Genomic DNA, 24,071 nt, shown 5'->3' on the forward strand with positions numbered 1-24,071 from the left:
TTTTTAAGTATTAAAGAAAGAAGGAATGAATGCAGAAAGGAAAAGTAGATATTAATTTACAATAAATGAATAAGATTTCGTTTGATGGGATTTAAAGCCAAGCCTAGTAGAAAAACTTGCCTTATATTGAGAGTCACTCTGCGAAAAATAAAGCAAAGAAATCCCGATAAACAAGGCAAGTTACACGATGCTATGCACCAAAGCGTGTCGCTTCGAAACGATTTAAAAACTTATGCAGGAAAAAGCACACCATTAGAGTGATCACAATCGCTACACCGATACTACTCATTCGATATAAAGCGCTGAATATCAAATCACCATTGGGGCTTAAATACTGACCAAATAAGATCCCTAGTGTAGTCATTGCGCCAAAACCGGCACCAGATCCACTCGCCTCTTTGACATGAGCTTGGCTAAAAATCATCAGGCCAATCCAAAGAAGTGGCACCACGAAGATCAGCATATTTGACCAATCATATAAAATCACTTGCACTGCGATCCCAAAAGTCACACCAAGAATAGTGCCTATCGCCCGCTTACGCGCATAACCCAACATTCCATCCCAATTCATAGGGAATAACAGCAGTAAGCTGGTCGCTTGCGCTGACATTGAATCTTGTAAGTCGAGTACCTGGAAAACAATAAAAGACAAGGTTGCCATGATGGATCCTAGTAAGGCTTCATGACGCATGCGGTTAGTGTTTTTTTCGACCACAGGCCTTGCCGCTCGAGGTTCGACATCAGGCCACAAGTACATCATTAAATAAGCAATCATCAATGAGGTACAAGACGAAACAATATTATCTGAAATCAGCACTTCGATATTGGTGCTCGGAAAGCTAGCAAAGTGCAACATGATACTGAGGTTGATGACTCCGGTAGCACCAAATAAAAATAGGCTTCCCTTACTCATCGCCATAAAGCGGTAAAGAAACATCAAAAAGGCCATCAACGTCATCATAGCCGGATGATCGCCAAGCATGCCTGCGATCAATCCAACTTCAACGGCTGAAACACAAGCAGAAGCCAACACCTGACGCACCACATGCATATTGACCTGCGGAATCAAACCTAATAATAAAATCGGCGTAACGGTATAAAACACACCGTTTTGCCAACCGAATATTTTGCAGATCAAAAAGCCTAATGTTGCGCCCGTGGCGATACGTAAACACTGCCTAACATCATTGGCATTTAATGGATGGTGGCGAAGTAACAACATACTCACCCGCCCTTAGTAAACGTAGTGCAATAAACTAATGAATTTAATTTGCGCCTTAGCTAATAAAGCAAAGAAACCATTATTAGGAATCAATTGAACCGTAGAACGTGCCCCTGCTGCTGCGGGAAAGTCCAATGGATTTACCAGTTTCAAATGCAGACGTAAACGCTGCGCATCTCGCACCCAGCGGTCTGAAGACGTTGGAGAGGCTAATTGACCATTAGCATCAAACTGACCAGAACTTACCCCTGCATCAATGCTTTCTACTATGGCATCAAATAACTGCCCCGGACGACCATCAAAAGCCACCATCGCATGATCGCCTTGATGGGTGTAGGCAATGTTCTTTTCACGGAAATCGGCAATGACATCCACTTTCTGTGACACCAAAGCTAATGCAGGACTACCGGCACTTTTAAAACTGCCTTCCTGTAGGTGTAAGTTAGTGACTAGACCATCTTTCTCCGCTGTTACTTGGGTATAAGAAAGATTTAATTCCGCTTGCTTTAGGTGATTTTGAGCCTGCCGAATACTTAAATTATCTTCACCGCCAAGTCCACGACTGACTTTGATTTTTTGAAGCTCAGCTCTTGCTGCTAGCAAATCGGCGCGTGCCGAGCGTGCACTACTCACGGCTTGATCTCGTTCTTGCTGCGACACTCCGTAATTTTTCAATAAATTAACCATGCGGTTCGCTTCGCGGTTCCTCTGCTCACTGATGCTCTCTGCGGCATGAACATTCGCTTTCGCCGCCTCAAGTGCTGCATCTAATTCTTGGTTATTTTGTTTGGCTTGCTCTAGTGATAAGCGCGCTTCATCGACCGCTAACTGAAAAGGCGAAGCATCGATTTCAAATAGCACATCACCTTTGTTTACCGTCTGATTATTATGGACATGTACATTTTTTATGCGTCCACTGACTTGCGGGGCTACTTTGACAATCGACCTCGTCGCCATAGACTCCGTGGTCACTGGCATTTTTAAATCGGCAACTAAGAAATAAATGAATATGAAGGCAAAGCCAAACATGGCGATACGCACAAGGCGTGCAAATTGTTGATCTGGGGACATAACTCTCTCTAATTTATTAAATATTTTACTCTCGGGCTTTTAGCTGCTCTAACGCATTATGGCTAATATGCTCAACCACAAATTCAAATTCTTGCAATTGCTGCTCTGATAACCCTGATAATACTTTTTTACGGACATTGAAAATTCTGGTCTCCATCTGCTGCAAGATGGTTTCGCCTTCCTTAGTCAAACAGACTAAACGGGCTCGCTTATCATTTGGGCACGTCTTACGGACAATCAGTTGCTGTTGCTCTAGTTGGTTAAGCGTTCGCATCAATGAGGCCAGTTCTATTTCTAACCCTTCGGCTAAACATTTTTGACTAATGCAATCACCAAGTTGACGCAGCTTCCATAAAGCACTCCACCTAGGATGAGTCAGCCCTAGAGGACTTAGTTCAGCATCAGCAACCATTCGCCATAACCGAGTTAAACGACCTAATCGCTCTGCAAGAGGTAAGTTTTGAAGATGTTGTGTATCAGAAGAATTCATAGCGTCCATACCAAGTAAGGTAAAAGCAGTCAATTTAGTTAGCAGGCTAACCATTTAAGGATTGATATTATATATACTTAGCGGGCAAAGTAAATAGACACCAGAAATAAAGAACACAGATCATTAACAACCATTTAAATTATGATTATTAATTTATTGACATATCTCACATTTTGTTACACTTTGTATTGAGTTGTTTTTATATTGTGATCTTTATCTATACAGGGAGTTTCTATGAAGTTTTTCTCGCTGCTGTTCATCTTGATTGGCCTATGCCTTGCGATTGGTGGTGCATGGTTGGTGTCATTAGGTGGCAGTTTCTATTATTTATTCGCAGGACTTGCATTGCTTGCTTCTGGCCTGTGTGTTTGGCAACAAAAGCGCACGGCTTCTCACTATATTTACGCGATATTTCTACTGTTCACTACCTTATGGGCCCTATTAGAATCGGGGATTGATTGGTGGCCCTTAGCTACGCGCATGGGTTTACCATTATTACTGGCGATTCCATTATTAGTCACATTTAAGAAAGCAAACCGCCCTTCCACTCTTTCTCTTTTCGTTATTTGGGCTGTCAGTAGTGTGATTACCCTAGGCTCAATTTTTAATACCACACACGATATTGAAGGTAATTTATCCACTGAGATTGTAAGTTCAAACCCAGACATGGGCGGAATCAACGATGATGCGTGGACAAGCTATGGTCGAAGTAATTATGGCCAGCGTTACTCCCCCCTAGAGCAAATCACTCCCGAAAATGTTGCTCAACTTGAACCTGCATGGCAGATCCAAACCGGGGATGTAAAAGGACCAAATGACGTCGGTGAAACGACTTATCAAGCTACGCCTCTTAAAGTCGGCAATACCCTTTACCTCTGCACACCACATAACTGGCTTGTCGCATTAGATGCTGATACGGGTAAAAAACAATGGATTTTTGATGCCAAAGTGCCTGCTGAAAGTCAGCGTCAGCACCAAACGTGTCGTGGTGTATCTTACCTACCAGCGGAAGATCCATCGGCAAGTATGACGATAGCGACACAAGAACCAAATATGAGTACTCAGGATCTACCAAGTACTCAATGTGATGCCCAGTTATTCTTACCAACGTCAGATGCACGATTGATTGCCATCGATCCTAAAACTGGTGCTCGTTGTAATAACTTTGCGAAAGATGGCGTACTCGATCTCATGGCGAACATGCCATATAAACAAGATGGCTATTACTACTCGACCTCTCCTCCTATAGTGACTAACGGTGTGGTTGTGGTTGCAGGCGCAGTCAATGATAACTATGACATCAACTCACCATCTGGGGTGATCCGCGCATACGATGATAAAACCGGTAAGCTGATTTGGAATTGGGATTCCGCCAACCCGGATGACACAGCACCAATTGGTGAAGGTGAAACGTATTCAGTCAGCTCACCAAATAGTTGGTCGGTCGCCAGTTCCGATGAAAAGCTTGGCTTAATTTATTTCCCAATGGGGAACCGTACTCCGGATCAACTCGGTATGTATCGTAATGAGAGTGAAGAAAAATACTCAAGCTCTGTGGTTGCACTGGATGCCAAAACCGGACAAGCCAAATGGGTACAACAATTTGTTCACCATGACTTATGGGATATGGATACCCCTGCCCAACCAAGCTTAATCGACCTCAACACTAAAGATGGTGTACAACCTGGTTTGGTGGTTCCAACCAAGCAAGGTGATGTGTATGTATTAAACCGAGCCACTGGTGAACCGGTTCAACCAATCACAGAGAGACCTGCGCCACAAGGTGCAATGGAAGGTGATTTCACATCGAAGACTCAACCGGTTTCAGCGCTTAGTTTTAATCCACCCGCATTGACCGAATCAAACATGTGGGGCGCTACCTTAATTGACCAGATGATTTGTCGAATCCAATTCAAATCATTGCGTTATGAAGGTCGTTACACGCCACCATCAGAACAAGGTACCATTGTTTACCCGGGTAACTTTGGGGTATTCAATTGGGGCGGCATTGCGGTCGATCCTAAGCGTCAAGTAATGTTTGGTATGCCACTTAACCTCGCTTTCGTTTCTACCGTCGTCGATAAAAAAGCGTCTGGTTTCTCAGAAGAAGGCAGTAATACAGGTGAACATGGCGTCAACGCTAACCATGGCGCGCCGTATGCCGTAGAGCTAAAACCATTCTTATCTCCATTAGGTGTACCTTGTCAGCAACCACCTTGGGGCTATGTTGCCGGTGCAAATTTGGTAACAGGCAAAACGGCATGGCAGCACAAAAATGGAACCATCTATGATATGACCCCGCTACCACTTCCAATCAAAATGGGCGTACCGGGAATTGGCGGACCAATCATTACTGGTGGTGGCGTCGCGTTCTTAGGCGCATCGGTTGATAATTACCTTCGAGCTTACGATCTCACATCTGGTAAAGAACTGTGGAAAGGACGACTCCCTGCAGGCGGGCAAGCAACACCAATGACTTATCTAAATAGTAAAGGTGAGCAAATGGTTGTGATTGTTGCGGGTGGACACGGCTCAATCGGAACAAAACCGGGTGATTATGTGCTTGCCTATAAATTAGCAAATTAAGCTTGATTGCAACTCTTAGCAAACTAACTATTAAGCAACCTTCAGGTTGCTTAATTTTTATCCACACTTATCTCCATAATCATGAAACATGAATAAATTGATAGCTATTCTTCATTCGTTTCATATTTTTTGATTAATAGCCTAGAATTCACCAAAAAATCAGGTACCTTTGTAATATCGTCATGATTAAAGGATGTAATCAGCCGTGCAGGAACATTCATTTACACTGCTTCATAAGCCACTTGACCCCAAGCAAATTCCAAAAAAGATCTGGCGCCGATTTGCCTGGATGTGGCCCTGCGTACTTTTCATTTCGGCAATTGTCGGCTACTTCTTATATCAAAATTACACTCATAAGCTAGAAGTACGGATTCTACGTGGAGAGAGTAATTTCATTACAACTACCTCACAGCTGCTACAAAAAGAGATTCAGCAGCAGATGATGATCTTGCAAATGACATCAAAATCAAAAGCCCTTTCACGCTACTTTACGGCAACGACAGATGCAGAACGAGAGGCGTATCGACAACAAGTTGAAGCTTTATTTATCAACCTTGCGAATACGTTTCAAAGCCATGATCAGATCCGCCTAATAAGCCTAAATGGACAAGAGGTGGCAAAGGCTTTATATAATTCAAAATTTGAGCAAAGTATTGGTTCCAATGATTTACAAGACTTGTCGAATGCACATTACTTCAAAGCAATTCAAGCGATCCAACCAAATGAAGCCTACATCTCTAAAATGGAACTCAGCTTATACAAAGGCAAATTAGAAAAGCCTTATAAACCTATTTTAAGATTTGCTACCCCTGTACTAGATGATAATGGAAGTAAAGTTGGCATATTACTGATCAATTATCTCGCGCAAGACTTTCTCAACAGTTTTAGCAATAAATCTAAAAACGATATTACTAGCCATGCGATGCTCGCTGATAACCAAGGCTTTTGGTTAAACCATTACAACCCTCAATTAGAATGGGGACGCGATCTCAACCAATTAGAAAAAAACATAAAACAAAGTATCCCCAAGCATGGCAACAAATTCAAAACCAGAGTTCAGGTTCACTCCATACTGACGCGGGGTTATTTCGCTTTCAATCTATCGAACCATTTGATTTTGAAGATATCCATGTCTTCCCAGCAGTTAAGCGCTTAACAGTAACGCCAGAATCAATCAATAACTCCCACTGGAAACTCATACTATTTATCCCCAATGAATTAATACACAAATCATCGTTCTTTTATCAACCTTTAGGAATAGGATTAATCTTCAGTGGTTTGATTCTTATAGCGTTTATTTTATATTTATTAATTAACTTATATGAACAAAAACGTTATCAACGTGAGTACAACAAAAGAGCAAATTTAGAACTCACCGATCTCTATGAAAATGCCCCATGTGGGTATAATACGATTGATAAGCAAGGTTATATAAAGCGAGTTAACAACACCTTGGCTCAATGGCTTGGTTATAAAAAGTTAGAATTACTAAATCATCATTTTAGTGATTTTTTGACCGATAATAGCAAACTATTATTCAACAACTTAGTTGAGGATTTAGATACTAAAGAGCAAGTGGAAGGCATCACTTTAGAGTTAATCAGCAAAGATGGCCGTAGCTTTCACGTTTCTTTATCCGCGAGTGGTATTAAAGATCGCAATCGCTTAGTCGTCGCGAGAACGACGGTATTCAATATTTCTGACCGCGTGAAACTGGAAAAACGATTGGAGAAAATTGCCAACACAGATTCTCTTACCGGGATCCATAATCGCCGTTACTTTTTCGAACAAGCGGAAAAATTTTTTCCACCTCATACACCAGAATCTCACATGCTCTCTGCATTAATGTTTGATGTTGATTACTTTAAGAAGATTAATGACACGTATGGCCATAAAACAGGTGATCTTGTGCTGCAAAGTTTCACTCAAGCTATACAAGAACATACTGAGGAAGGTGACATTTTTGCAAGAATGGGAGGAGAAGAATTTGCCATTTTATGCCACTTAGATTCACCGCAAGCAACCATTGATAAAGCTGAGAAGCTACGTCAAGTTATTGAAGATCTCACTATCAAAATCAACGATAAAACGAGTCTTTCCATCACCGTTTCGATTGGCTGTTGCCATCAACGAGCCGATACAAGTGACATTGACCAACTTATGCATCAAGCCGATACCGCCCTGTATCAAGCGAAGATTGCGGGTAGAAATAGAGTTGCTTTACATTGATGAACTAAAAACCATTGTACCCACTCAGATATAAACAACCTGAATGGGTACAATGGTATGAAAGTATATTCGTTACCTACTTAAATTTTATTGAAAAAATAACGATCTGCATAAACAAACTTCACGCTATCTAACTGAGAAAGCGTCAGAGTTTCATGCTGTTTACGTTCCGCTTCCGTTAACTTTTCAAATGCTCGGTCATAGCTCTCTTTTGCTTTATCATATGCTGAACCCATACGATCTTGCCCTGCAAAGGTTAAATATAAGCTGAGATATTCTAAGCCTAACCTTTCATCAGTAAACTCATCATAACCTTCAGCAGAATGTCCTAATAATATATTTCCCATTGATGCCAAAGACAATAAATCACCTTGCTGCAATAACTGAACTCGCCATTGATAAGCGGTTTTATAATCATCATCTAGCTCATAATTTTGGATCAACTGTCTATAGGCAGGGATGTAGCCTTTATTCGCCGCTTTGATTAACCACTCATTCATCTCTTCAAAACGATTCGATTGAAAAAAATAAAAGCCTTCACCTTTTTGCAAGTTCAGCGCTTGTTCATACATAGCTAATGGTTGCTCAGCCTTTAAAGCTTGTTCAAAATACTTTTCGGCTTTTTCTTCATCACCACCATGCTCTTGGTTATAAAATTGATAAAGATAAAAATCAGCATCACTAGCTTCATTTTTTGCTAGCTCTAATAGCGATTCTAAATAACGTTGCTTCCATTTAGCTTGTTCACCACGACTCAATAACTCTTGATGGCTGTAAAGCGCAAACATTGCAGGTCTATAACCGCTTTTGGCCGCTCCTAGTAAATTTTGAACCGCCATAGGCTGATAACGTGATGATGGGTGGTAGGTTAATAAACTAATTGCATACAAATACTGGGCATTCACATTCCCCTCTTCTGCTGCATATAGAAGGTACTCTCTTGCTTCTTTATCTTTAAACTGAGCTCTCAGTAACTCACCTTTTTCAAAAGCCTCCTTTGGTGTCAGTTGATCAATATCGAATGGCTGCTGAGCGACCGCGCCGAAAGAACACAAGATTAAAAGTAGAATGCTGACACCTAATCTAACCGATATTAACACTTGAACCTCCAATAATAACGCCACCACAATCGACGGCATCCCCAATTCTCGCAGCAGGTTTGCCATCAATCATAACGGTCGAAGAACCGCCTTTTATCATCCTAGGATGGGTTGGATTTTTAGGTTTGTCGTGTGGTGCAAGTGGGTCACCTTGTCTCGCCACCGCTTTACCATCAATTTTGACGGTTGGTGATCCTGCAATAATTGGGGTCGCAGGAAAACCATCATGATCAGAGCCTAAATCTCCGATTAACGCTGCATTTGGCATATTATTTCCTTTTAATTTGATAGCTGATTTATCGAGAATCTCAGTAAAGAATTGCTTCAATGACTAAGAGTCTTCCGGATTAAGTTTTAGTTTTTTAATAATGGTTTAATCCAAATCAACTTTTAACCTGTAAAGTCAATTAATTAGAATTACTCTCCTACTATTTCGCCCAATTTTACACCTTTAAGCTGATAGCAAGAGTTATTATAAATCGTTAAATCATAAGCACTTTTTCCCCATACACAGAACACGTCACTATCTAACTCGAACTTAATATGGAAAGGATGGCTTTCAGATGCACCAATATAGTTATCAGGAAAATCAATAAATAGACTGCCTTCAGAACTATAAATAGATGAACATATAGCCCCGCCACCACAAGGATAACTAAAAATATAATCCTCATGATTAAAGTTCGGGCCTAATTTTTTAACCTCTAAGAAGTTTCTTTTAAATTCCACAGAGTAGCTATTATCATCAAGTTGCGGCGTAGCTCCAGCGCTAGCAAGACATAAGGTACTTATAGAAAAACCAAATAATGCTAATAACAGTTTCATTTTAAACTCTCTAATCTAGATTTTATTAATACCGACTTCATTTGGTCTGGAGATAAATGAGCTTTATTCAAACCATCTCCTGAATAATATGACTCCCCTCCTACAGCAATTCTATTTCTACTGATAACTTTACCTTTTTCTACTCCAGCAGATGCAAACTCTTTAGCCCAAGCGTACATGGCATCATCGACACTACCATTATCTTCTAAAAATCGAGCTATTTGAGGTCTTTTTATGCGAATTAAATAACGATTAAAAATATCATCTTGAATTTCTTTTTTGAAAAGAACATCGGTACTGATCTGTAAGTTATCCACTGCTTCTTTTAAAGTAGATGGGATCAATTGAAAGCGTCCAACAGCAAACATTTCTCTTGTAGATTGCTTAGATTGAACTTCTTTTATCGTTAAGTCCGTAATATTGGTATTAAAAAATGAACGTAATCCACCTTTGGTTCGATTATATGCCGAGTAATCGTTTTTAGATTCAACACTTCCTAATAATAGGCCGAAGTCACTATCAGCCCAGTTATAACTTTCCTTATTACTAATCCTCCACCCAGCAACAATAGCTTCATCTAGCCCCAAAATTGTTCCTTTACCTACTATGCCGTCAACTTGGCCCACTTGATAAGAACTATGTGTTTCGTGAGTTGCTTGATAGTTTTGTTGAAAAGCTTTCACTTGGCGTTCTGTTGTACTACCAAAATCTCCATCGGCTCCGTATTTCCCTAAATCAAAGCCCAGTTGTATTAACGCTTGTTGAATCAATTTAATTTCTGCGTCTTTATCGCCTTTTCGATAAGCGGTAGAAGAACCTGAAGCTAATTGATTTAACGTCGCTGAAGGTTTCAACAAGTCTGATTGTAAAATAGTTTCTACCTGTTCTTGGTTGTCAGTTTTCGCACTATCCGTCTTATTACTCAACACAGCAGAAGTACTAGAATTTGTCGCCAACGGACACGGCTTCACCGTACTCACACCTGCGGTTTCAGCGGCTATAAAAGATCTTGCTGCAATTGGTCGTGGTGGCTGCGGGGGAGCAACCGGTTCAATACCTTTAGGAAGCATTGCTGATTGAGCGCTGTATTTCGAAGCCGAACCTGCACTACCTCCCGAGTTGATATTCACACTCGCGCCAACTAAATGAACCCCTGCTGCATCAACTTTTACAAAGCTGCCACCGACTTTTAAAGTCACCTCTGATCCAGCCTCAACAACTAGCTTACCACCACTGGTTAAGCTCACTTCTTTTCCCGCTTCCATAACATGAATTGAGCCGACTTTTTGTTGTATTGAACCTACAATCTCTTGAGACAAATCACCTTTCACATAAGTTGCACTTTCACCCTCTACCGTCAAATTGTGATTGTTTTTGATTTGGGTGAATTGGTCATTTTCTACTGTTAGATGTTGGTCATTGTTTACGTCAGTGATGTGGTCATTGAGGGTTTCGGATTTAAAGTCTTTTTGCGCGTGAACATAGATTTGCTCTGATCCGGATTGATCTTCAAAACTGATTTCGTTAAACCCTTCACCTTGATGGCTTTCACTGCGCCATACAGTTTTGGTTTTGTTGTCAGGAAGTGTATAAGGCGGTAGGTTTTGGGCGTTAAAGGCACGACCTGTGACAATCGGTTGGTCTGGGTCGCCGTTTAAGAATGAGACAATGACTTCATGGCCGATTCTTGGAATGGCGATTTGTCCGTATTTACTACCCGCCCACCCTTGTGAGACTTGTACCCAGCATGAGCTGTGTTCATCACCGTTTGAATATCTATCCCATGGGAAATGCAGTTTCACGCGACCATATTCATCACAAAAGATTTCTTCACCCTCAGGGCCGACAACATAAGCTGTCATAGGGCCATCGACTTGTGGGAAAGTCATCTGTGGCATGCGCCAGGTTTTATCTGCGGGAATCGCTTCAAACTGATTGGCGTAAGTAGTCGGTTTACCGCCTGCGGACTCTTCAAGCGCTTGCGGTTGCTCGCCCTGATGAGTGCTCGCAATGACTAACCATTTTTTATTAAAGCCGTCATCAGTGTGTTCGCTTAATTCAAACTTAGCGCCAGTTTGCAGTTGTGGCTCATTACTTTTGCCTTTGGCGGTGTGAGCATAGCGACGCAAACTATCTAGGCGCAGTTGGTTGAACTCTTTGCCAATCGCATCATCTTTAAAACGCCCCGGCGCATCAAAGTGCTCATAGGTATCACGCTGGTAGTCTATATCACTGGCAACCGCTTGTTGGCTAAAGCTGTATTGTGGTTTTTTAAAGCTACTATCACCGCTGTGCGCTTCACTAACTTCAAACTGAGTGGTCTTGCTGAATTCTTTTATATATGGCGTTGAGCTGATACCGCTTGCCATGACGTTATAAGGCACCGGTGAGTCTAGTGAGGTAATGACTTGAGTATCATCGGTAAACAATACGTTGTGCTTACCCTTCGATTGTTCAATGTGATAAACCATGCCTTCTTCGGCGGCAAGACGGTTAATGAACTCAAGGTCAGTTTCTCGATATTGCATGCAGAACTCTCGTTGCTTTGGCGTGCGCGTTAATGCAAAAGCAAAGTCTTGAATGTCCATCTCTTTAAATAAGGTGGCGATAATGTCGGGCGCAGCAATCGATTGAAAAATGCGGCTGTTATGGCGCAAGGATAAACGCTCAATTTCAGGCACTAGGGTTAAAGAGTAAAAGGTATGGTGGTGACCGGTTTCACCTTGAGTAAAGTTACGCACAATGCCGTTGATACGCTGTACCACTTCACCATCGCGATGCATGACAAGCTCAGCGTTTTTATCCACCATGTCTAAGGCGGTTAAATCGGGACGGCGACTAGCAAGCTCAATCTGATAATGAAAGCCATGGCACCAAGTGCCATCAGCTTGCTGAATCGAAGAAAAGTTATCTTGCCCTTGATAGCTTCTCACTACTAACGATTCGTCACTGACGCCATCGACGCGAATACTAAATTGTAGCGTTGCCATGCCCTATCCTTTTAATGTTTAACGCTTTACCGGTTTGCTTTGTTCGCGAGAGAACAATCGAGTCACACCCAAAGCAAACAAGACGAAAAATAAACAGAAAAAGCTTGGCAGTTTTCTGCCAAGCTCGAGTACCTAATCTATAGCCAAAGTAATTGGAGTTGCAGTGAGGCGACAAGTGAATGAGGCCCCATGAGCATAGCTCGTCTATGACTTTCTTTATAAAAAGATAGGGGGGGTGAATGAACGCCGTCAACAAAGCTGCAACTTCAAGTACGAAGGATATATTAGGCTTCGATAGGCTTACGCCAATCATCACCACCTGAAGTACCCGCATTATTGTGGTCCCAAGTGATTTTGCGATAAGACATCGATACCGTGATGTTTTGTGTAAAGTCTTTCATTGCAGGATCTTGGCAATGTGGCATTTCACAGTTGATATCAATGATGGTTGCGCCTTCAAGTTTGCTGGTAAAGAAGTTCTCTTGTTTACCTTCGATAGACGTGCGGTACCATTTCAGTTCAACTTCATCCAACTTTTCGCCAGACGTTAATGCGTTGTACATCAGCGGAACGGCTTTGTTTAAAGCAACCGTGAATTTGAATGGTTTGTGAACACGTTGGCCTGAAGGTTGGCCAGATTGTGGATCGGTTGGAATAGTGACAGTGTGGTCAACATGTTGAACCAGCATCTCATCTTCATGACCTTCTACGTAAGAATCACCGATAGAATCAGCAGTACATGCGCCAGCAGTGATGTTGCCTTGAGTCGCGCCTTTGATTGATAAATAACATGGAGTTGGCATTACTAATATCCTTTTTCGTTGTTGTAAATGAATGAGGTCAAATATTTCCCTCGAATAACACCAACGGTATTAGCAATTAACATGCCAAATTAAAAGATAAGTAAAAACATGCAGTTAAAAACATACTCAGATAAATATCCGGCAAAAAACTGCCAACGACTCGGCAACTTCTTGCCTAGTTTACGGTTTCTTATTCACCTTTTTATTACCATTTTCCCACTCAAATATTGTTATTATTTCACCGTGTATCTAATTGCTAAATACATGGACTATTTTGCTACAAATTTTCTACGTGACTTGCCTCACTTCATAACATATTCATAAACCCTATGATTCTCCATGCTGTACCTACATAGAAAAATAATCATGCATAGGGAATTAACATGAAACTAAAAAAACTACTCTCCACCTGCTTATTTGCGAGCGCCGCTCTACTCAGTGTCAATGCGAATGCCTTCTGGGGAAGCGACGACGATGACACATTGAAACTTGGCTATCTAGTAAAGCAACCGGAAGAACCATGGTTCCAAACTGAATGGGCTTTTGCCGATAAAGCAGCCAAAGAATACAACTTTGAACTGATTAAAATGGCGGTTCCAGATGGCGAAAAAACACTGAACGCCATTGATACACTGGCGGCAAGTGGCGCAAAAGGTTTCGTAATTTGCACGCCCGATCCAAAACTTGGCTCTGCGATCATGGCCAAAGCCAAAAGCTATGGTCTTAAAGTCGTTACGGTTGATGACCAATTCCTAACAGCCAAAGGCCAACCAATGACTGATGTGCCGCTAGTGATGATGGCAGCGTCTCAAATTGGTCAACGTCAAGGTAACGAACTTTATAAAGAAATGGAAAAACGTGGCTGGAATGTAGATAGCACAGCAGTTATGGCTATCACAGCGGATGAACTAGATACTGCTCGCCGCCGTGTACATGGCGCAATGGATGCATTGAAAGCAGAAGGTTTCCCTGAAGCTCAAATCTACACCGTTCCAACCAAAACAAACGACATCCCTGGGGCACTTGATGCTGCGAACTCTCTTCTTGTTCAATACCCAGATGTTAAAAACTGGTTGATTGTCGGCATGAATGACAACACGGTACTCGGTGGCGTACGTGCAACAGAAGGCCAAGGCTTTACTGCTGATAACGTGATCGGTATTGGTATCAATGGTGTTGATGCGGTTAACGAACTTGCAAAAAGCACAGCAACCGGTTTCTACGGTTCACTACTACCTAGCCCTGATGTACACGGTTTCAAATCAACTGAAATGTTGTACGAATGGGTAACCAAAGACGTAGAACCACAAAAATTTGTTGAGGTTACTGACGCTGTCCTAATCACTCGCGATAACTTCAAAGAAGAACTGAAGAAAAAAGGTCTGTAATCGAGTGAGTTAATTACTGCGGTTCACTATGTAAAAACGTAGCAACCGTAACCAAAAGTAATTATCTAAAACGCAATGCACAAAACAACAAATGTGCTCAAGGCTTAGTCCTGTCCCAATAGGGCTAAGCCTTGCTAAGCGAGGTCATTATGTCGTCTCAACAAAATAATTTATCTCAACAAAGCCAGCCATCCCAACCGTATTTCGTCGAATTTGACAACATCTGCCAATACTTTCCGGGCGTTAAAGCACTGGATGGAATGAGCTTTGGTGTTAAAGAAGGTAGCGTACATGCGCTGATGGGCGAAAATGGCGCAGGCAAATCCACGCTATTAAAAGTTCTCAGTGGTATTAACCAACCAACCAAAGGTGAGCTAATCATCAATGGTGAAAAAGTAAAATTCGCTCACGAAACCGACTCATTAAATCACGGTATCGCCATTATTTATCAAGAACTTAACTTAATTCCAGAGTTAAGTGTGGCGGAAAACATTTTCCTAGGTCAACTGCCAACTAAGGGTGGCCGAGTTGATTATGCAAAACTCAATCAAATGGCAAAAGTGCAACTGGAACGCTTAGGGGAAAACATCGACCCTGCCGATGCAGTGAAGAACCTCTCTATCGGTCAATGGCAGATGGTTGAAATCGCCAAAGCACTAAGCCGTGATGCCAAGATCATCGCCTTTGATGAACCAACCAGTAGCCTTTCTCAACGTGAAATTGGCAACTTATTCAAAGTAATAGAAGAATTACGCGACCAAGGAAAGGTCATCTTTTATGTTTCACACCGCATGGAAGAAATATTCCGAATCTCAGATGCGTTAACCATTTTTAAAGATGGAACCCATGTCGAGACGTTTTACGATCTCAGCAAACTCACCAATGATCGCCTAGTCAGCTTGATGGTAGGCCGAGAATTGAAAGATATTTACAACTATCGTGAGCGTGAAATGGGTATCGAAGGACTCGCGGTCAAAGAAATGCTCGGCCCGGGCGTTTCTGAACCGATTTCATTTTCGATTCGTCGCGGCGAAATCTTAGGTTTATTTGGCCTTGTCGGTTCAGGTCGAACAGAACTCACTCGTTTAATGTTTGGCGCAGAGCCTAGACAGCAAGGTGATATCGCAGTTGATACCTACCCTGTCAAAGTAAACTCCCCTATTGATGCGATTAAAGCCGGCATTACTTACTGCCCTGAAGACCGCAAACTCAGCGGAATTCTGCCGATTTTATCGGTTCAAGAAAACATGAATGTAACGGCTCGACGTAACAACCTACACTTTGGCAGCTTAATCGACGAAAAGTGGGAACATAAAAACGCCGATGAAAAAGTCAAAAACTTAAAAGTGAAAACGCCCAATTTAGAGCAAAAAATTGGCAACTTATCGGGAGGAAACCAGCAAAAAATCATCCTAGGTCGCTGGCTTTCAACTCATATGAAAGTGCTGATTTTGGATGAACCGACTCGCGGAATCGACGTGGGTGCAAAATCTGAGATCTACGATCTTATCTTCACGTTAGCCGAATCTGGCGTCACGATCTTGATGATTTCAAGTGACTTACCAGAAGTACTTGGCGTAGCCGACCGATTAATAGTAATGAAAGATGGCAAGGTCAATGGCGAACTTAATCGTTCCGACTTCAATGAAGAAGCAGCCTTAAACCTTGCAATGCTCGAACAAAATACGCCTCAAGGCAAAAATGACGAGCCTACAGAATCACGATTAGTTCATGAGGGATAGACCATGACAACGATGAACCCAACAACCACCACTGACGATACAAAGAAAAAATCACGCTTCAAAATCAATCACTTCTGGGATCGATTTGGCATGCTGACCGTATTCGCCGGTCTATTTCTTCTTTGCGCACTCTTAGTGCCAAACTTTGCTTCAATGATCAACATGCGTGGTCTAGGGCTTGCCATTTCCATGAGCGGGATGATCGCGTGTGCGATGTTATTCTGTCTTGCCTGTGGTGATTTAGACCTTTCGGTCGCTTCAATTGTTGCTTGCTCTGGGGTAGTGACCGCGGTCGCCATTAATGCCACAGAAAGCGTGACACTCGGTATCGGCGCTGGCCTACTTTCAGGCGTAGCATTTGGTTTATTCAATGGTTTTATCATTGCTAAGCTAAAAGTAAATGCATTGATCACCACCCTCGCCACCATGCAGATAGCCCGTGGTCTTGGCTACATAATCTCCGATGGTAAAGCAGTCGGCATCACAGAAGAAGGCTTCTTTAGCCTAGGTAACGCGTCATTTTTAGGCCTGCCAGTACCAGTATGGCTAACCATTGCTACCTTCGCGGTATTCAGCTTCTTGTTGAACAAAACAGTCTATGGCCGTAACACATTGGCGATTGGTGGTAACGAAGAAGCGGCCCGTCTAGCCGGTGTTAACGTGACAAGAACCAAACTGATCATCTTCACCGTATCTGGCTTAATCAGTGCCCTTGCTGGTGTGATCCTTGCGGCGCGTATGACTAGTGGTCAACCGATGACATCAGTTGGCTTTGAGTTAACCGTAATCTCTGCCTGTGTTCTTGGTGGTGTATCACTGAAAGGTGGTATTGGTAAAATTTCTTATGTTATTGCCGGGGTATTAATCCTAGGTACAGTAGAAAATGCCATGAACCTACTCAACATCTCACCATTTGCTCAATACGTAGTACGCGGCAGCATCTTACTTGCCGCGGTTATCTTTGACCGTTATAAGCAAGCTAAATAGGCTTGCAATCCAAAGGTTATTTAGAAAAATAAGCCACAACAAAAAACCGCCAACATTTGATATTGGCGGTTTTTTTATAGCTTAAGTTCCAGCAATAATCATCGAATTAAAACTTCAATTTTTTATCTTCAATTTTAACACCTTGAGTCGGCATTCCTGTGTCGTAATCTCTCACAACTGGCGAATAACCATCATCGGGTCTTGGGCGGAAAGATCCCATCCAACGAGGCTGAGCACCTTTACGCCACGTGCGCATCGACCATTGATAAGTACGGAAAGGGTCTCGGATGAGATCCATATAATCCATTAGATCATCATGCATTTGATCGCGAATATCGACTAACTCTGGCGAATCAATTAAGTTATGCATTTCATTCATATCATTCACTCGGTCATAAAGCTCATCACTAGTAAACAAGTTAATCACCAATTTATACTGAGAGCTAATCCAACAACGGACAGGAATGAAACCACCAAAACTATCATGTTCAACTTCGTAGCGGTTAAATTCAACCATTACGCTACGTTGGCCGTTATCTGGTACATCCACGCTTAATAAATCACCACCGGGTAACATGTCAGGTTGTTCAATATCGGCCAGTTTCATCAACGTGGGCAAAATATCAATATGGCTCACAGGCGTATCAATTTGCGCAGTGAGTTCACTTGTTCGCTCTTTTGGAGGACGAATGATCAATGGAATATTAGTAATGTCATCATACATAGCCGCGCCTTTACTAATCAGTTTATGCGCACCCATCATTTCACCATGATCGGAAGTATAAACAATCCATGTATTTTCAATTTCACTTTGGTCCAGGTGCCGAATAACTCGACCAATTTCATCATCTACGAAATCATTACAAGCAAAATAAAGAGGATGGTAATAATGACCATCTTCTGTTATTGGAGCAGGCATTGCAGCAGACCAAAGCCTATGATGCTCTGGCTTATTCGTCAGATCGTCAAAAGCTTTCTCACCAAGATCATAGTAATAATTTTGATACTTTTTTAAATACTCAGGAGGACAAGTAAATGGATGATGAGGCTCATCATAAGACAGTACCATTAAAAATGGTTCCTTCTCATCCGGCTTTTTAGTACCCAGATAATCAATCGCACGATTACTAATTCGATGCGCCCAAGTAAAGGTCTCATCAATTTTATTATCTTCTAGATCCTCAATTGTATTAAGACCATTACGCCATAATGCAATTTGTCGGTCATCTAATTCAGCTAAATAATTAGCACCGTCATACCAATAGTCTTCATGCCATTCAGGTGGACAAAGCCCTGTTCCATAATAATCATGACCATCTAAATGCCATTTTCCTATATAGCATGTGTCATAACCTGCATCTTTAAAGTAACGCCCCATAGTGGATATATTTTTTCCAGGAGCAATATTATTAGTCCAAGGACCGGATTGATTAGAATAAATCCCAGTAAATAAACCCGCACGAGCGGGGGTGCAAACTGGTGAGCATGTATAAGCAGAGTTAAAGCGAACGCCATGTTCGGCTAACTTATCGATATTATTCGTATTTAATTCTTTGCCACTATAACAACCGACCATATTAGTAGCTTGAGTATCTGTCATTATTAAAATGATATTTGGTCTTTTCATTACAACACCTAAATTAATGATAAGAAAAAGGCCCATTTATATTTCAATAAATAGGCTTTTTGTTTCTAGCTTTCTTGTGATTTCAACTCAACGGAAGGGGTTGGTTCATCTGTCACTTTTTTATACATCGCATAAATTAAGTACATAACAGCAAGACCTGAAGCAGTTGCAGCTAAAACTTTAAGGACAGATCCTGTCGGTCCAGTTAAACCCAAAGGTGAAAAGACGGTGTAAAGCAATACAAATGCAACCACCAGTAACCAACCAGCCAACTTGCCATGTTTCCAAGTTGTAATATCTACTTCTTGTGCATTTACCTGTACATAAGGTTTTTCTAACGGCTTGATATAACGAACAATGGTCATAATAAGTAGCATTAACAATAAATTAATTCCAACTAAATTTAACCAGTGCAGCTTAATGAAACCAAGATCATCGCCTAATACAAAATGGGTAACATAAAAGAACACCATTCCAAATCCTAGGCCAATGTAGCCGGCCAAAGCAGGCGCTCGTTTTGATAAAATCCCCATCAATAACACAGCAAAAATTGGGACATTAATAACCGCCATAATAGTCCTCATCAGTGTGTACAAGCTATCAGAGGTGGCAATAAAAGGAGCAATAATGATACAAATAATAATGGTAGCAATACCAAAAATACGCCCTACTTTAACGGTCTGCATATCACTGGCATTTTTATTAATCAGTTGCTTATATATGTCGAGACTAATAATTGTAGATAAACTATTAACGCCACTATTAAATGAACTCAATACTGCGCCAAATAAGGCTGCACCGAAAAAACCAGTCAGCCAGGTCGGTAGTACTTCTCTCACTAAAATAGGGTAAGACATATCACGGTTTAATACGTCACTGGGAACACCATCAACCATTTTAAATGGAATATCGATCATTCCACGCTGGAACATATGCCAAGCGATAATACCGGGTAAAACCAACATTAAAATACCAATGATTTTTAAAGCAGCGGCGGCTAATACGCCCTTTTGCCCTTCTGCTAGATTTTTAGCAGCAAATGCTCTCTGCACAATGGCTTGATTTGTACACCAGAAAAATAAATTAATAATAATGACGCCTGAAATCATACCGTGCCACGGAATATTAGCATCAGCAGTTAAGCCTGCCGCTTGCATACGCTCAGGAGCCTCTGTAAGTAATACAGAAAAACCATCCGTCATACTACCTGAACCTAATTGATACAAACCGATAGCTGGAACCAACATTCCAGCTATCAGTAGCCCAATACCATTAATAGTATCGGATACAGCAACAGCTTTTAAACCACCGAATACTGCATATATACCACCAATGACACCGATAGCAATAACCATAATCCAAGTTGTCGTTGAATCTGTCGTTCCAAACAACTCACTGATATTAAATAATTTACCTAATGTGATCGCCCCTGCGTATAAAACAAAAGGCAAGAACCCGATCACAATGGCGTAAATAAAAATTACCGATGAAACAATGCGCATTCGCTTACCATATCTCAACTCTAAAAATTGAGGTACCGTCGCAATACCTGATTTTAAATATCGTGGTAAAAACACAAAAGCTAAAACGATAAGGGTCAATGCAGATGTTGTCTCCCACGCCATCACATTTGCACCATTGGCAAATGCATTCGCATTTAAGCCCGTAAGTTGTTCTGCTGAAATATTAGTAAGAAATAATGATCCGGCAATCACAATCCACGACAAACTACGTCCTGCTAAAAAATAGCCACTTTCACTATTCAGGTTATCCTTTTTGGTTTTAATGTATGCGATCACGGCTACTAGAGCGGTAAAAAATACAAAAGAAGCTAATGTAAACATTCGACCTCCGTTTCCTTTATTTATTGGTATAATTATTTGGCAAATATTTATTTTCGCCACTTAAGAGCAGTATTGTAGGAACATCAGAATATGTAATTTATAATCTACCTATCACTCTTACTTAATATTTATTCATAAAGGAATAAAAATGAATGGAACAAATGACAATTCACATGTAAAAAACGAAACCAAATTCAATATCCCCATAGTTATTGACAAAAGTGAGACATCAAGCGGTATTACTTTATTAGCTCTATGGAGCACAATGTCGGATAAAAGCTATAGAGTAGTTTGGCCAAAAGACCGCCTTCGACCTCTAATTGAGGAAAGTATTATTGCTCTATATACCAAACAAGGCCATGGTGAGGTCGTTCTAAACTCAGATAAAGTGATTCAATTAGAAGCAAGTACTGTCATGTTTTTACATCCTAAAGATATCAAAAGCTATCAATGCAAAGGTTTTATCTGGGAGGTATTTTTAATGGAATTTATTCCAAATGGCGCTATAAATCTTCCTTATCAACACTTAATAACACTATCCAACAATGAATTTTTTTATCAGGAAATGAATCAAATAATTGAATATTTCCAATCTAATCAGCCTGTTGAACGTCACTTTGCAACTGCAGCCTTAACCAAAACAATATACCATTGGCTAACCTTAGCAAAAGTAAGAGATCAAGATGAAAAACTCAATTTAGTACAAGAAGTTATCACTAAAATTCATTTAAATATCACTCAGAAATGGCAAGTAAAAGACATGGCAGAATCAGCTGGGTGCAGTGAGCAATATTTAAGGAAGCTTTTCCTTAAGTACACAAATCAAACGCCAAAGGAGTATTATTTAAATAGCCGTTTAAATACTTCAAGAGTGCTACTTAAGCATAAAGGCTATACCATCAATCAAACCGCCTCAGCACTTAATTTTTATGATGCTTTTCACTTTAGCAAAGCATTTAAAGAAAAGTTCGGATATCCACCATCAAAAATAATGAAAAAGTGAAACTCATAGAGCTCAGAAGATGACCGATTAATTGATCATAAAATACATATATCATTGATATAATAAGTATATATTTATAATACTAGATAGAGATAGCATTAGTGCAGCAATACACAATAAAGCAGATAAATAACGTTTCATCCATATCGATGAGTTATTAGTTAAATCAACATCCATTGATAGCTTAGGCGAACGAAAAACCGCAGAAAAATAGAAAGATATTGTTAAAATCACTAATATCATACCAGTATAAAGGACGATTTGATTTTGATTAGTATAACCCACTCTAATCACTAGTAAGCAATCAAGTAAGAGAACAAAAATCGTTCGATACCAAGATAAAGACGTCCGCTCAGCTTGTAAGCCTCCATCTAACTCTCTTTTTGCTGACATATTCATTTGACTAGATGGCATCAGAGGAACAAAATCAAATAAGCAACAAACACAACAACGATTATCATCACAACACTAATAACCGCCAATGTTCGAGTGTAGGCAAGTTCGGCATTAAGTCGCATTGCTTTTTCGTTATGAGACCAACGTTTATAAGCATAAAAAGCCAATAACGCGGAGAAGAGACTTAATAACAAAGCTAAGCTTTCACGATATATTTCTGGGGCAATATTAATAGCAAGTTGGTCAATCCCTATAGCGGCGGCAAGAAAAGCCAAAGCAGTTCTAATCCATGCTAAGAACGTCCGCTCGTTCGCTAAAGTAAAACGATAGTCCGGTGCTTGACCCGTTTTTCTCCACATAGTTTTCCCTCTCAGTATAATCATTCAATATAATGCTAAATTAAACATTCAAATTATTCCCATGATATTTGCCGGTGATTGGTGCTTATCAATAAAACTTTTCATTAACTTCATATAAGGCTCCGTGTGTTGAAAAAAATGCTTATAGCCTGAACACAAGTAATTATGGTGAGGGGAACCTAGAGGCGAGACTGAAAATCTATGCTTAGGGCAGCCTCCATGGCAAGCAAATTTATAGTCACATTGCTGGCAATCTACAGATAAAGCTTCGGATTTATCTTGGCCAAACCTTTTTGCGGCAGCAGAATTATTCATGTCTTTAATACTCATGTTATGAATATTTCCCAATTTATATTCAGGATACACAAAGTGGTCACACTGATACATGTCACCATTAGACTCCAAAGCAAAAGCATGACCACAAGTTGGAGCGGTAACACAGGAACCCGATGGGTACCCGCACCAAGTCGCCAACGTTGAATCAAACATATTGACGAAAATACGCCCGATGTCTTCCTTCACCCAAATATCAAAAATACGATTGAGAAATTCACCGTAGCGGCGACTAGGAACTGACCATGGTGTAATCACCGCTTGCGTCTCACCAGGATGAACTAATGTCAAAGTTTTAGATGCCATTTCTGTTACAGAGTTATTCCTCTCAACAAGAGGGATAAATTGTAGAAAGGTTGACCCTATTTGCTTCAGAAATTGATATACCCGCTCTGGATGTTGTGAATTAAGGTCATGAACAACGGTTAGTGTATTAAATTCAATTTTATGCTTTTTAAGGTAACCGATTCCCTTCATAACCTTTGTATGAGTAGCCTTATTTGAGCGAGTAACCCGATATACATCATGCAAGTCTTCTGGTCCGTCAATAGATATACCGACTAATACATTGTACTTTTTAAATAGCTCACACCATTGATCGTTAAGCAAAATACCATTGGTTTGAAAAGAATGAGTAACACTCCTACCTCTGGAATAATGTAAACAAAGCTCCATTGCTTGTTGAAAAAAATCAACCCCCATAAGAGTTGGTTCTCCTCCCTGCCAAGCAAATTGAATATCAAGACCAGATTGGGCATCGATGTATTGCTGAATATACAATTCAAGTGTTTTCCTGGTCATTTGCCAATGAGTATTATTTTCTGGATACAGTTTCTCTTTTTCTAGATAGAAACAATACTCACAATTTAAATTACAAATCGAACTTGTCGGTTTTGCCATCACATGGCAACCATAAACATTAGAAACAGACATGTGGACCTTAAAAGCAATGCGGCATTTAACCTTATAATTATTGTTAGTTTATATCTAAATAGACTTGATTACTGTGATCCCATCCCCACAATGTAAACGTTCCCACACCGGTGTAATTGAATAAATTAGGTAGTAGAAATAAC

General features: G+C 40.7%; 20 protein-coding genes. 7 read left to right on the forward strand and 13 right to left on the reverse strand.

Translation table 11 applies throughout. From position 1 onward, the window contains the following. Positions 1-190 precede the first annotated feature (190 nt). The 3 genes from K358_RS0100090 to slyA are packed head-to-tail and all read right to left on the reverse strand — an operon-like array spanning position 191 to position 2,783. Positions 191-1,219 (reverse strand): DUF2955 domain-containing protein, encoded by a 1,029-nt coding sequence (locus K358_RS0100090; RefSeq protein WP_027694933.1) that lies wholly within the window; start codon positions 1,217-1,219, stop codon positions 191-193. A gap of 15 nt (positions 1,220-1,234) precedes the next feature. Continuing rightward, positions 1,235-2,293, reverse strand: a complete 1,059-nt coding sequence (locus K358_RS0100095) for an HlyD family secretion protein (RefSeq protein ID WP_027694934.1) — start codon at positions 2,291-2,293, stop codon at positions 1,235-1,237. A 25-nt stretch (positions 2,294-2,318) separates the two neighbouring features. After that, positions 2,319-2,783, reverse strand: a complete 465-nt coding sequence (gene slyA, locus K358_RS0100100; RefSeq protein WP_027694935.1) for a transcriptional regulator SlyA — start codon at positions 2,781-2,783, stop codon at positions 2,319-2,321. Positions 2,784-3,017: 234 nt separating this feature from the next. On the opposite strand from slyA, the gene K358_RS0100105 reads away from it, so the two are divergent. The 3 genes from K358_RS0100105 to K358_RS0100115 all read left to right on the forward strand — a co-directional run bounded on the left by K358_RS0100105 (position 3,018) and on the right by K358_RS0100115 (position 7,598). After that, positions 3,018-5,369, forward strand: coding sequence for a membrane-bound PQQ-dependent dehydrogenase, glucose/quinate/shikimate family (locus K358_RS0100105; protein WP_027694936.1), 2,352 nt, complete (start codon positions 3,018-3,020; stop codon positions 5,367-5,369). 205 nt (positions 5,370-5,574) lie between these two features. After that, positions 5,575-6,525, forward strand: a complete 951-nt coding sequence (locus tag K358_RS0100110; protein WP_027694937.1) for a cache domain-containing protein — start codon at positions 5,575-5,577, stop codon at positions 6,523-6,525. A gap of 122 nt (positions 6,526-6,647) precedes the next feature. Further along, complete coding sequence (locus K358_RS0100115) at positions 6,648-7,598, forward strand: sensor domain-containing diguanylate cyclase (protein WP_027694938.1); 951 nt, start codon at positions 6,648-6,650, stop codon at positions 7,596-7,598. 80 nt (positions 7,599-7,678) lie between these two features. On the opposite strand, the gene K358_RS0100120 is transcribed toward K358_RS0100115, so the two are convergent. The 5 genes from K358_RS0100120 to K358_RS0100140 form a co-directional block, all read right to left on the reverse strand. Beyond that, positions 7,679-8,737 (reverse strand): sel1 repeat family protein, encoded by a 1,059-nt coding sequence (locus tag K358_RS0100120; protein WP_169716279.1) that lies wholly within the window; start codon positions 8,735-8,737, stop codon positions 7,679-7,681. Next, on the reverse strand, positions 8,682-8,966 hold the full coding sequence (locus K358_RS0100125) for a type VI secretion system PAAR protein (RefSeq protein ID WP_027694940.1): 285 nt from the start codon (positions 8,964-8,966) through the stop codon (positions 8,682-8,684). Before K358_RS0100125 ends, K358_RS0100120 begins: the two co-directional genes overlap by 56 nt. Positions 8,967-9,115: 149 nt before the next feature. After that, positions 9,116-9,523, reverse strand: a complete 408-nt coding sequence (locus K358_RS0100130) for a hypothetical protein (RefSeq protein ID WP_027694941.1) — start codon at positions 9,521-9,523, stop codon at positions 9,116-9,118. Beyond that, positions 9,520-12,513, reverse strand: coding sequence for a type VI secretion system tip protein TssI/VgrG (gene tssI / locus K358_RS0100135; RefSeq protein ID WP_027694942.1), 2,994 nt, complete (start codon positions 12,511-12,513; stop codon positions 9,520-9,522). Before tssI ends, K358_RS0100130 begins: the two co-directional genes overlap by 4 nt. A gap of 284 nt (positions 12,514-12,797) precedes the next feature. Beyond that, positions 12,798-13,316 carry an Hcp family type VI secretion system effector gene (locus K358_RS0100140; RefSeq protein WP_027694943.1) on the reverse strand — a complete coding sequence of 173 codons (519 nt, stop codon included), beginning with the start codon at positions 13,314-13,316 and terminating at the stop codon, positions 12,798-12,800. A gap of 383 nt (positions 13,317-13,699) precedes the next feature. On the opposite strand from K358_RS0100140, the gene K358_RS0100145 reads away from it, so the two are divergent. The 3 genes from K358_RS0100145 to araH all read left to right on the forward strand — a co-directional run bounded on the left by K358_RS0100145 (position 13,700) and on the right by araH (position 17,433). Then, positions 13,700-14,704, forward strand: a complete 1,005-nt coding sequence (locus tag K358_RS0100145) for an arabinose ABC transporter substrate-binding protein (protein ID WP_027694944.1) — start codon at positions 13,700-13,702, stop codon at positions 14,702-14,704. 149 nt (positions 14,705-14,853) lie between these two features. Continuing rightward, positions 14,854-16,446 (forward strand): L-arabinose ABC transporter ATP-binding protein AraG, encoded by a 1,593-nt coding sequence (gene araG / locus K358_RS17705; RefSeq protein WP_051241097.1) that lies wholly within the window; start codon positions 14,854-14,856, stop codon positions 16,444-16,446. A 12-nt stretch (positions 16,447-16,458) separates the two neighbouring features. After that, the gene (araH, locus tag K358_RS0100155) at positions 16,459-17,433 is read left to right on the forward strand and encodes an L-arabinose ABC transporter permease AraH (RefSeq protein ID WP_027694945.1); all 975 of its coding nucleotides are present in this window, start codon (positions 16,459-16,461) and stop codon (positions 17,431-17,433) included. Positions 17,434-17,539: 106 nt separating this feature from the next. Here the strand turns inward: araH and K358_RS0100160 are convergent, their stop codons facing one another. Both K358_RS0100160 and K358_RS0100165 read right to left on the reverse strand, forming a co-directional pair. Continuing rightward, positions 17,540-19,060, reverse strand: coding sequence for a sulfatase-like hydrolase/transferase (locus K358_RS0100160; RefSeq protein ID WP_027694946.1), 1,521 nt, complete (start codon positions 19,058-19,060; stop codon positions 17,540-17,542). 65 nt (positions 19,061-19,125) lie between these two features. Continuing rightward, on the reverse strand, positions 19,126-20,904 hold the full coding sequence (locus K358_RS0100165; protein WP_027694947.1) for a solute:sodium symporter family transporter: 1,779 nt from the start codon (positions 20,902-20,904) through the stop codon (positions 19,126-19,128). 148 nt (positions 20,905-21,052) lie between these two features. Here K358_RS0100165 and K358_RS0100170 point away from each other — a divergent pair, with 148 nt between their 5' ends. Then, positions 21,053-21,907, forward strand: coding sequence for a helix-turn-helix transcriptional regulator (locus K358_RS0100170; RefSeq protein ID WP_027694948.1), 855 nt, complete (start codon positions 21,053-21,055; stop codon positions 21,905-21,907). A gap of 51 nt (positions 21,908-21,958) precedes the next feature. On the opposite strand, the gene K358_RS19530 is transcribed toward K358_RS0100170, so the two are convergent. Genes K358_RS19530 through K358_RS17715 form a run of 3 tightly spaced genes read right to left on the reverse strand, consistent with a single transcriptional unit; the run spans position 21,959 to position 23,928 of the window. Next, positions 21,959-22,321 (reverse strand): DUF202 domain-containing protein, encoded by a 363-nt coding sequence (locus K358_RS19530; RefSeq protein WP_051241098.1) that lies wholly within the window; start codon positions 22,319-22,321, stop codon positions 21,959-21,961. Next, positions 22,321-22,662 (reverse strand): YidH family protein, encoded by a 342-nt coding sequence (locus K358_RS0100180; protein WP_038149353.1) that lies wholly within the window; start codon positions 22,660-22,662, stop codon positions 22,321-22,323. Before K358_RS0100180 ends, K358_RS19530 begins: the two co-directional genes overlap by 1 nt. A 48-nt stretch (positions 22,663-22,710) precedes the next feature. After that, positions 22,711-23,928 carry an anaerobic sulfatase maturase gene (locus K358_RS17715; protein WP_083962709.1) on the reverse strand — a complete coding sequence of 406 codons (1,218 nt, stop codon included), beginning with the start codon at positions 23,926-23,928 and terminating at the stop codon, positions 22,711-22,713. Positions 23,929-24,071: the final 143 nt, after the last annotated feature.

It is taken from the genome of Vibrio litoralis DSM 17657, assembly GCF_000426765.1.
GTDB lineage: Bacteria > Pseudomonadota > Gammaproteobacteria > Enterobacterales > Vibrionaceae > Vibrio > Vibrio litoralis.

What these genes read in the sequence shown, in the direction of transcription:
- araH (WP_027694945.1), top strand. Translation starts at nt 16,459, where the DNA reads ATGAACCCAACAACCACCACTGACGATACAAAGAAAAAATCACGCTTC.
- K358_RS17715 (WP_083962709.1), bottom strand. Translation starts at nt 23,928, where the DNA reads ATGTCTGTTTCTAATGTTTATGGTTGCCATGTGATGGCAAAACCGACA.
- K358_RS0100140 (WP_027694943.1), bottom strand. Translation starts at nt 13,316, where the DNA reads ATGCCAACTCCATGTTATTTATCAATCAAAGGCGCGACTCAAGGCAAC.
- K358_RS0100125 (WP_027694940.1), bottom strand. Translation starts at nt 8,966, where the DNA reads ATGCCAAATGCAGCGTTAATCGGAGATTTAGGCTCTGATCATGATGGT.
- K358_RS0100120 (WP_169716279.1), bottom strand. Translation starts at nt 8,737, where the DNA reads ATGCCGTCGATTGTGGTGGCGTTATTATTGGAGGTTCAAGTGTTAATA.
- K358_RS0100130 (WP_027694941.1), bottom strand. Translation starts at nt 9,523, where the DNA reads ATGAAACTGTTATTAGCATTATTTGGTTTTTCTATAAGTACCTTATGT.
- K358_RS0100170 (WP_027694948.1), top strand. Translation starts at nt 21,053, where the DNA reads ATGAATGGAACAAATGACAATTCACATGTAAAAAACGAAACCAAATTC.
- K358_RS19530 (WP_051241098.1), bottom strand. Translation starts at nt 22,321, where the DNA reads ATGCCATCTAGTCAAATGAATATGTCAGCAAAAAGAGAGTTAGATGGA.
- K358_RS0100095 (WP_027694934.1), bottom strand. Translation starts at nt 2,293, where the DNA reads ATGTCCCCAGATCAACAATTTGCACGCCTTGTGCGTATCGCCATGTTT.
- K358_RS0100180 (WP_038149353.1), bottom strand. Translation starts at nt 22,662, where the DNA reads ATGTGGAGAAAAACGGGTCAAGCACCGGACTATCGTTTTACTTTAGCG.
- K358_RS0100145 (WP_027694944.1), top strand. Translation starts at nt 13,700, where the DNA reads ATGAAACTAAAAAAACTACTCTCCACCTGCTTATTTGCGAGCGCCGCT.
- araG (WP_051241097.1), top strand. Translation starts at nt 14,854, where the DNA reads ATGTCGTCTCAACAAAATAATTTATCTCAACAAAGCCAGCCATCCCAA.
- K358_RS0100105 (WP_027694936.1), top strand. Translation starts at nt 3,018, where the DNA reads ATGAAGTTTTTCTCGCTGCTGTTCATCTTGATTGGCCTATGCCTTGCG.
- slyA (WP_027694935.1), bottom strand. Translation starts at nt 2,783, where the DNA reads ATGAATTCTTCTGATACACAACATCTTCAAAACTTACCTCTTGCAGAG.
- K358_RS0100160 (WP_027694946.1), bottom strand. Translation starts at nt 19,060, where the DNA reads ATGAAAAGACCAAATATCATTTTAATAATGACAGATACTCAAGCTACT.
- K358_RS0100165 (WP_027694947.1), bottom strand. Translation starts at nt 20,904, where the DNA reads ATGTTTACATTAGCTTCTTTTGTATTTTTTACCGCTCTAGTAGCCGTG.
- tssI (WP_027694942.1), bottom strand. Translation starts at nt 12,513, where the DNA reads ATGGCAACGCTACAATTTAGTATTCGCGTCGATGGCGTCAGTGACGAA.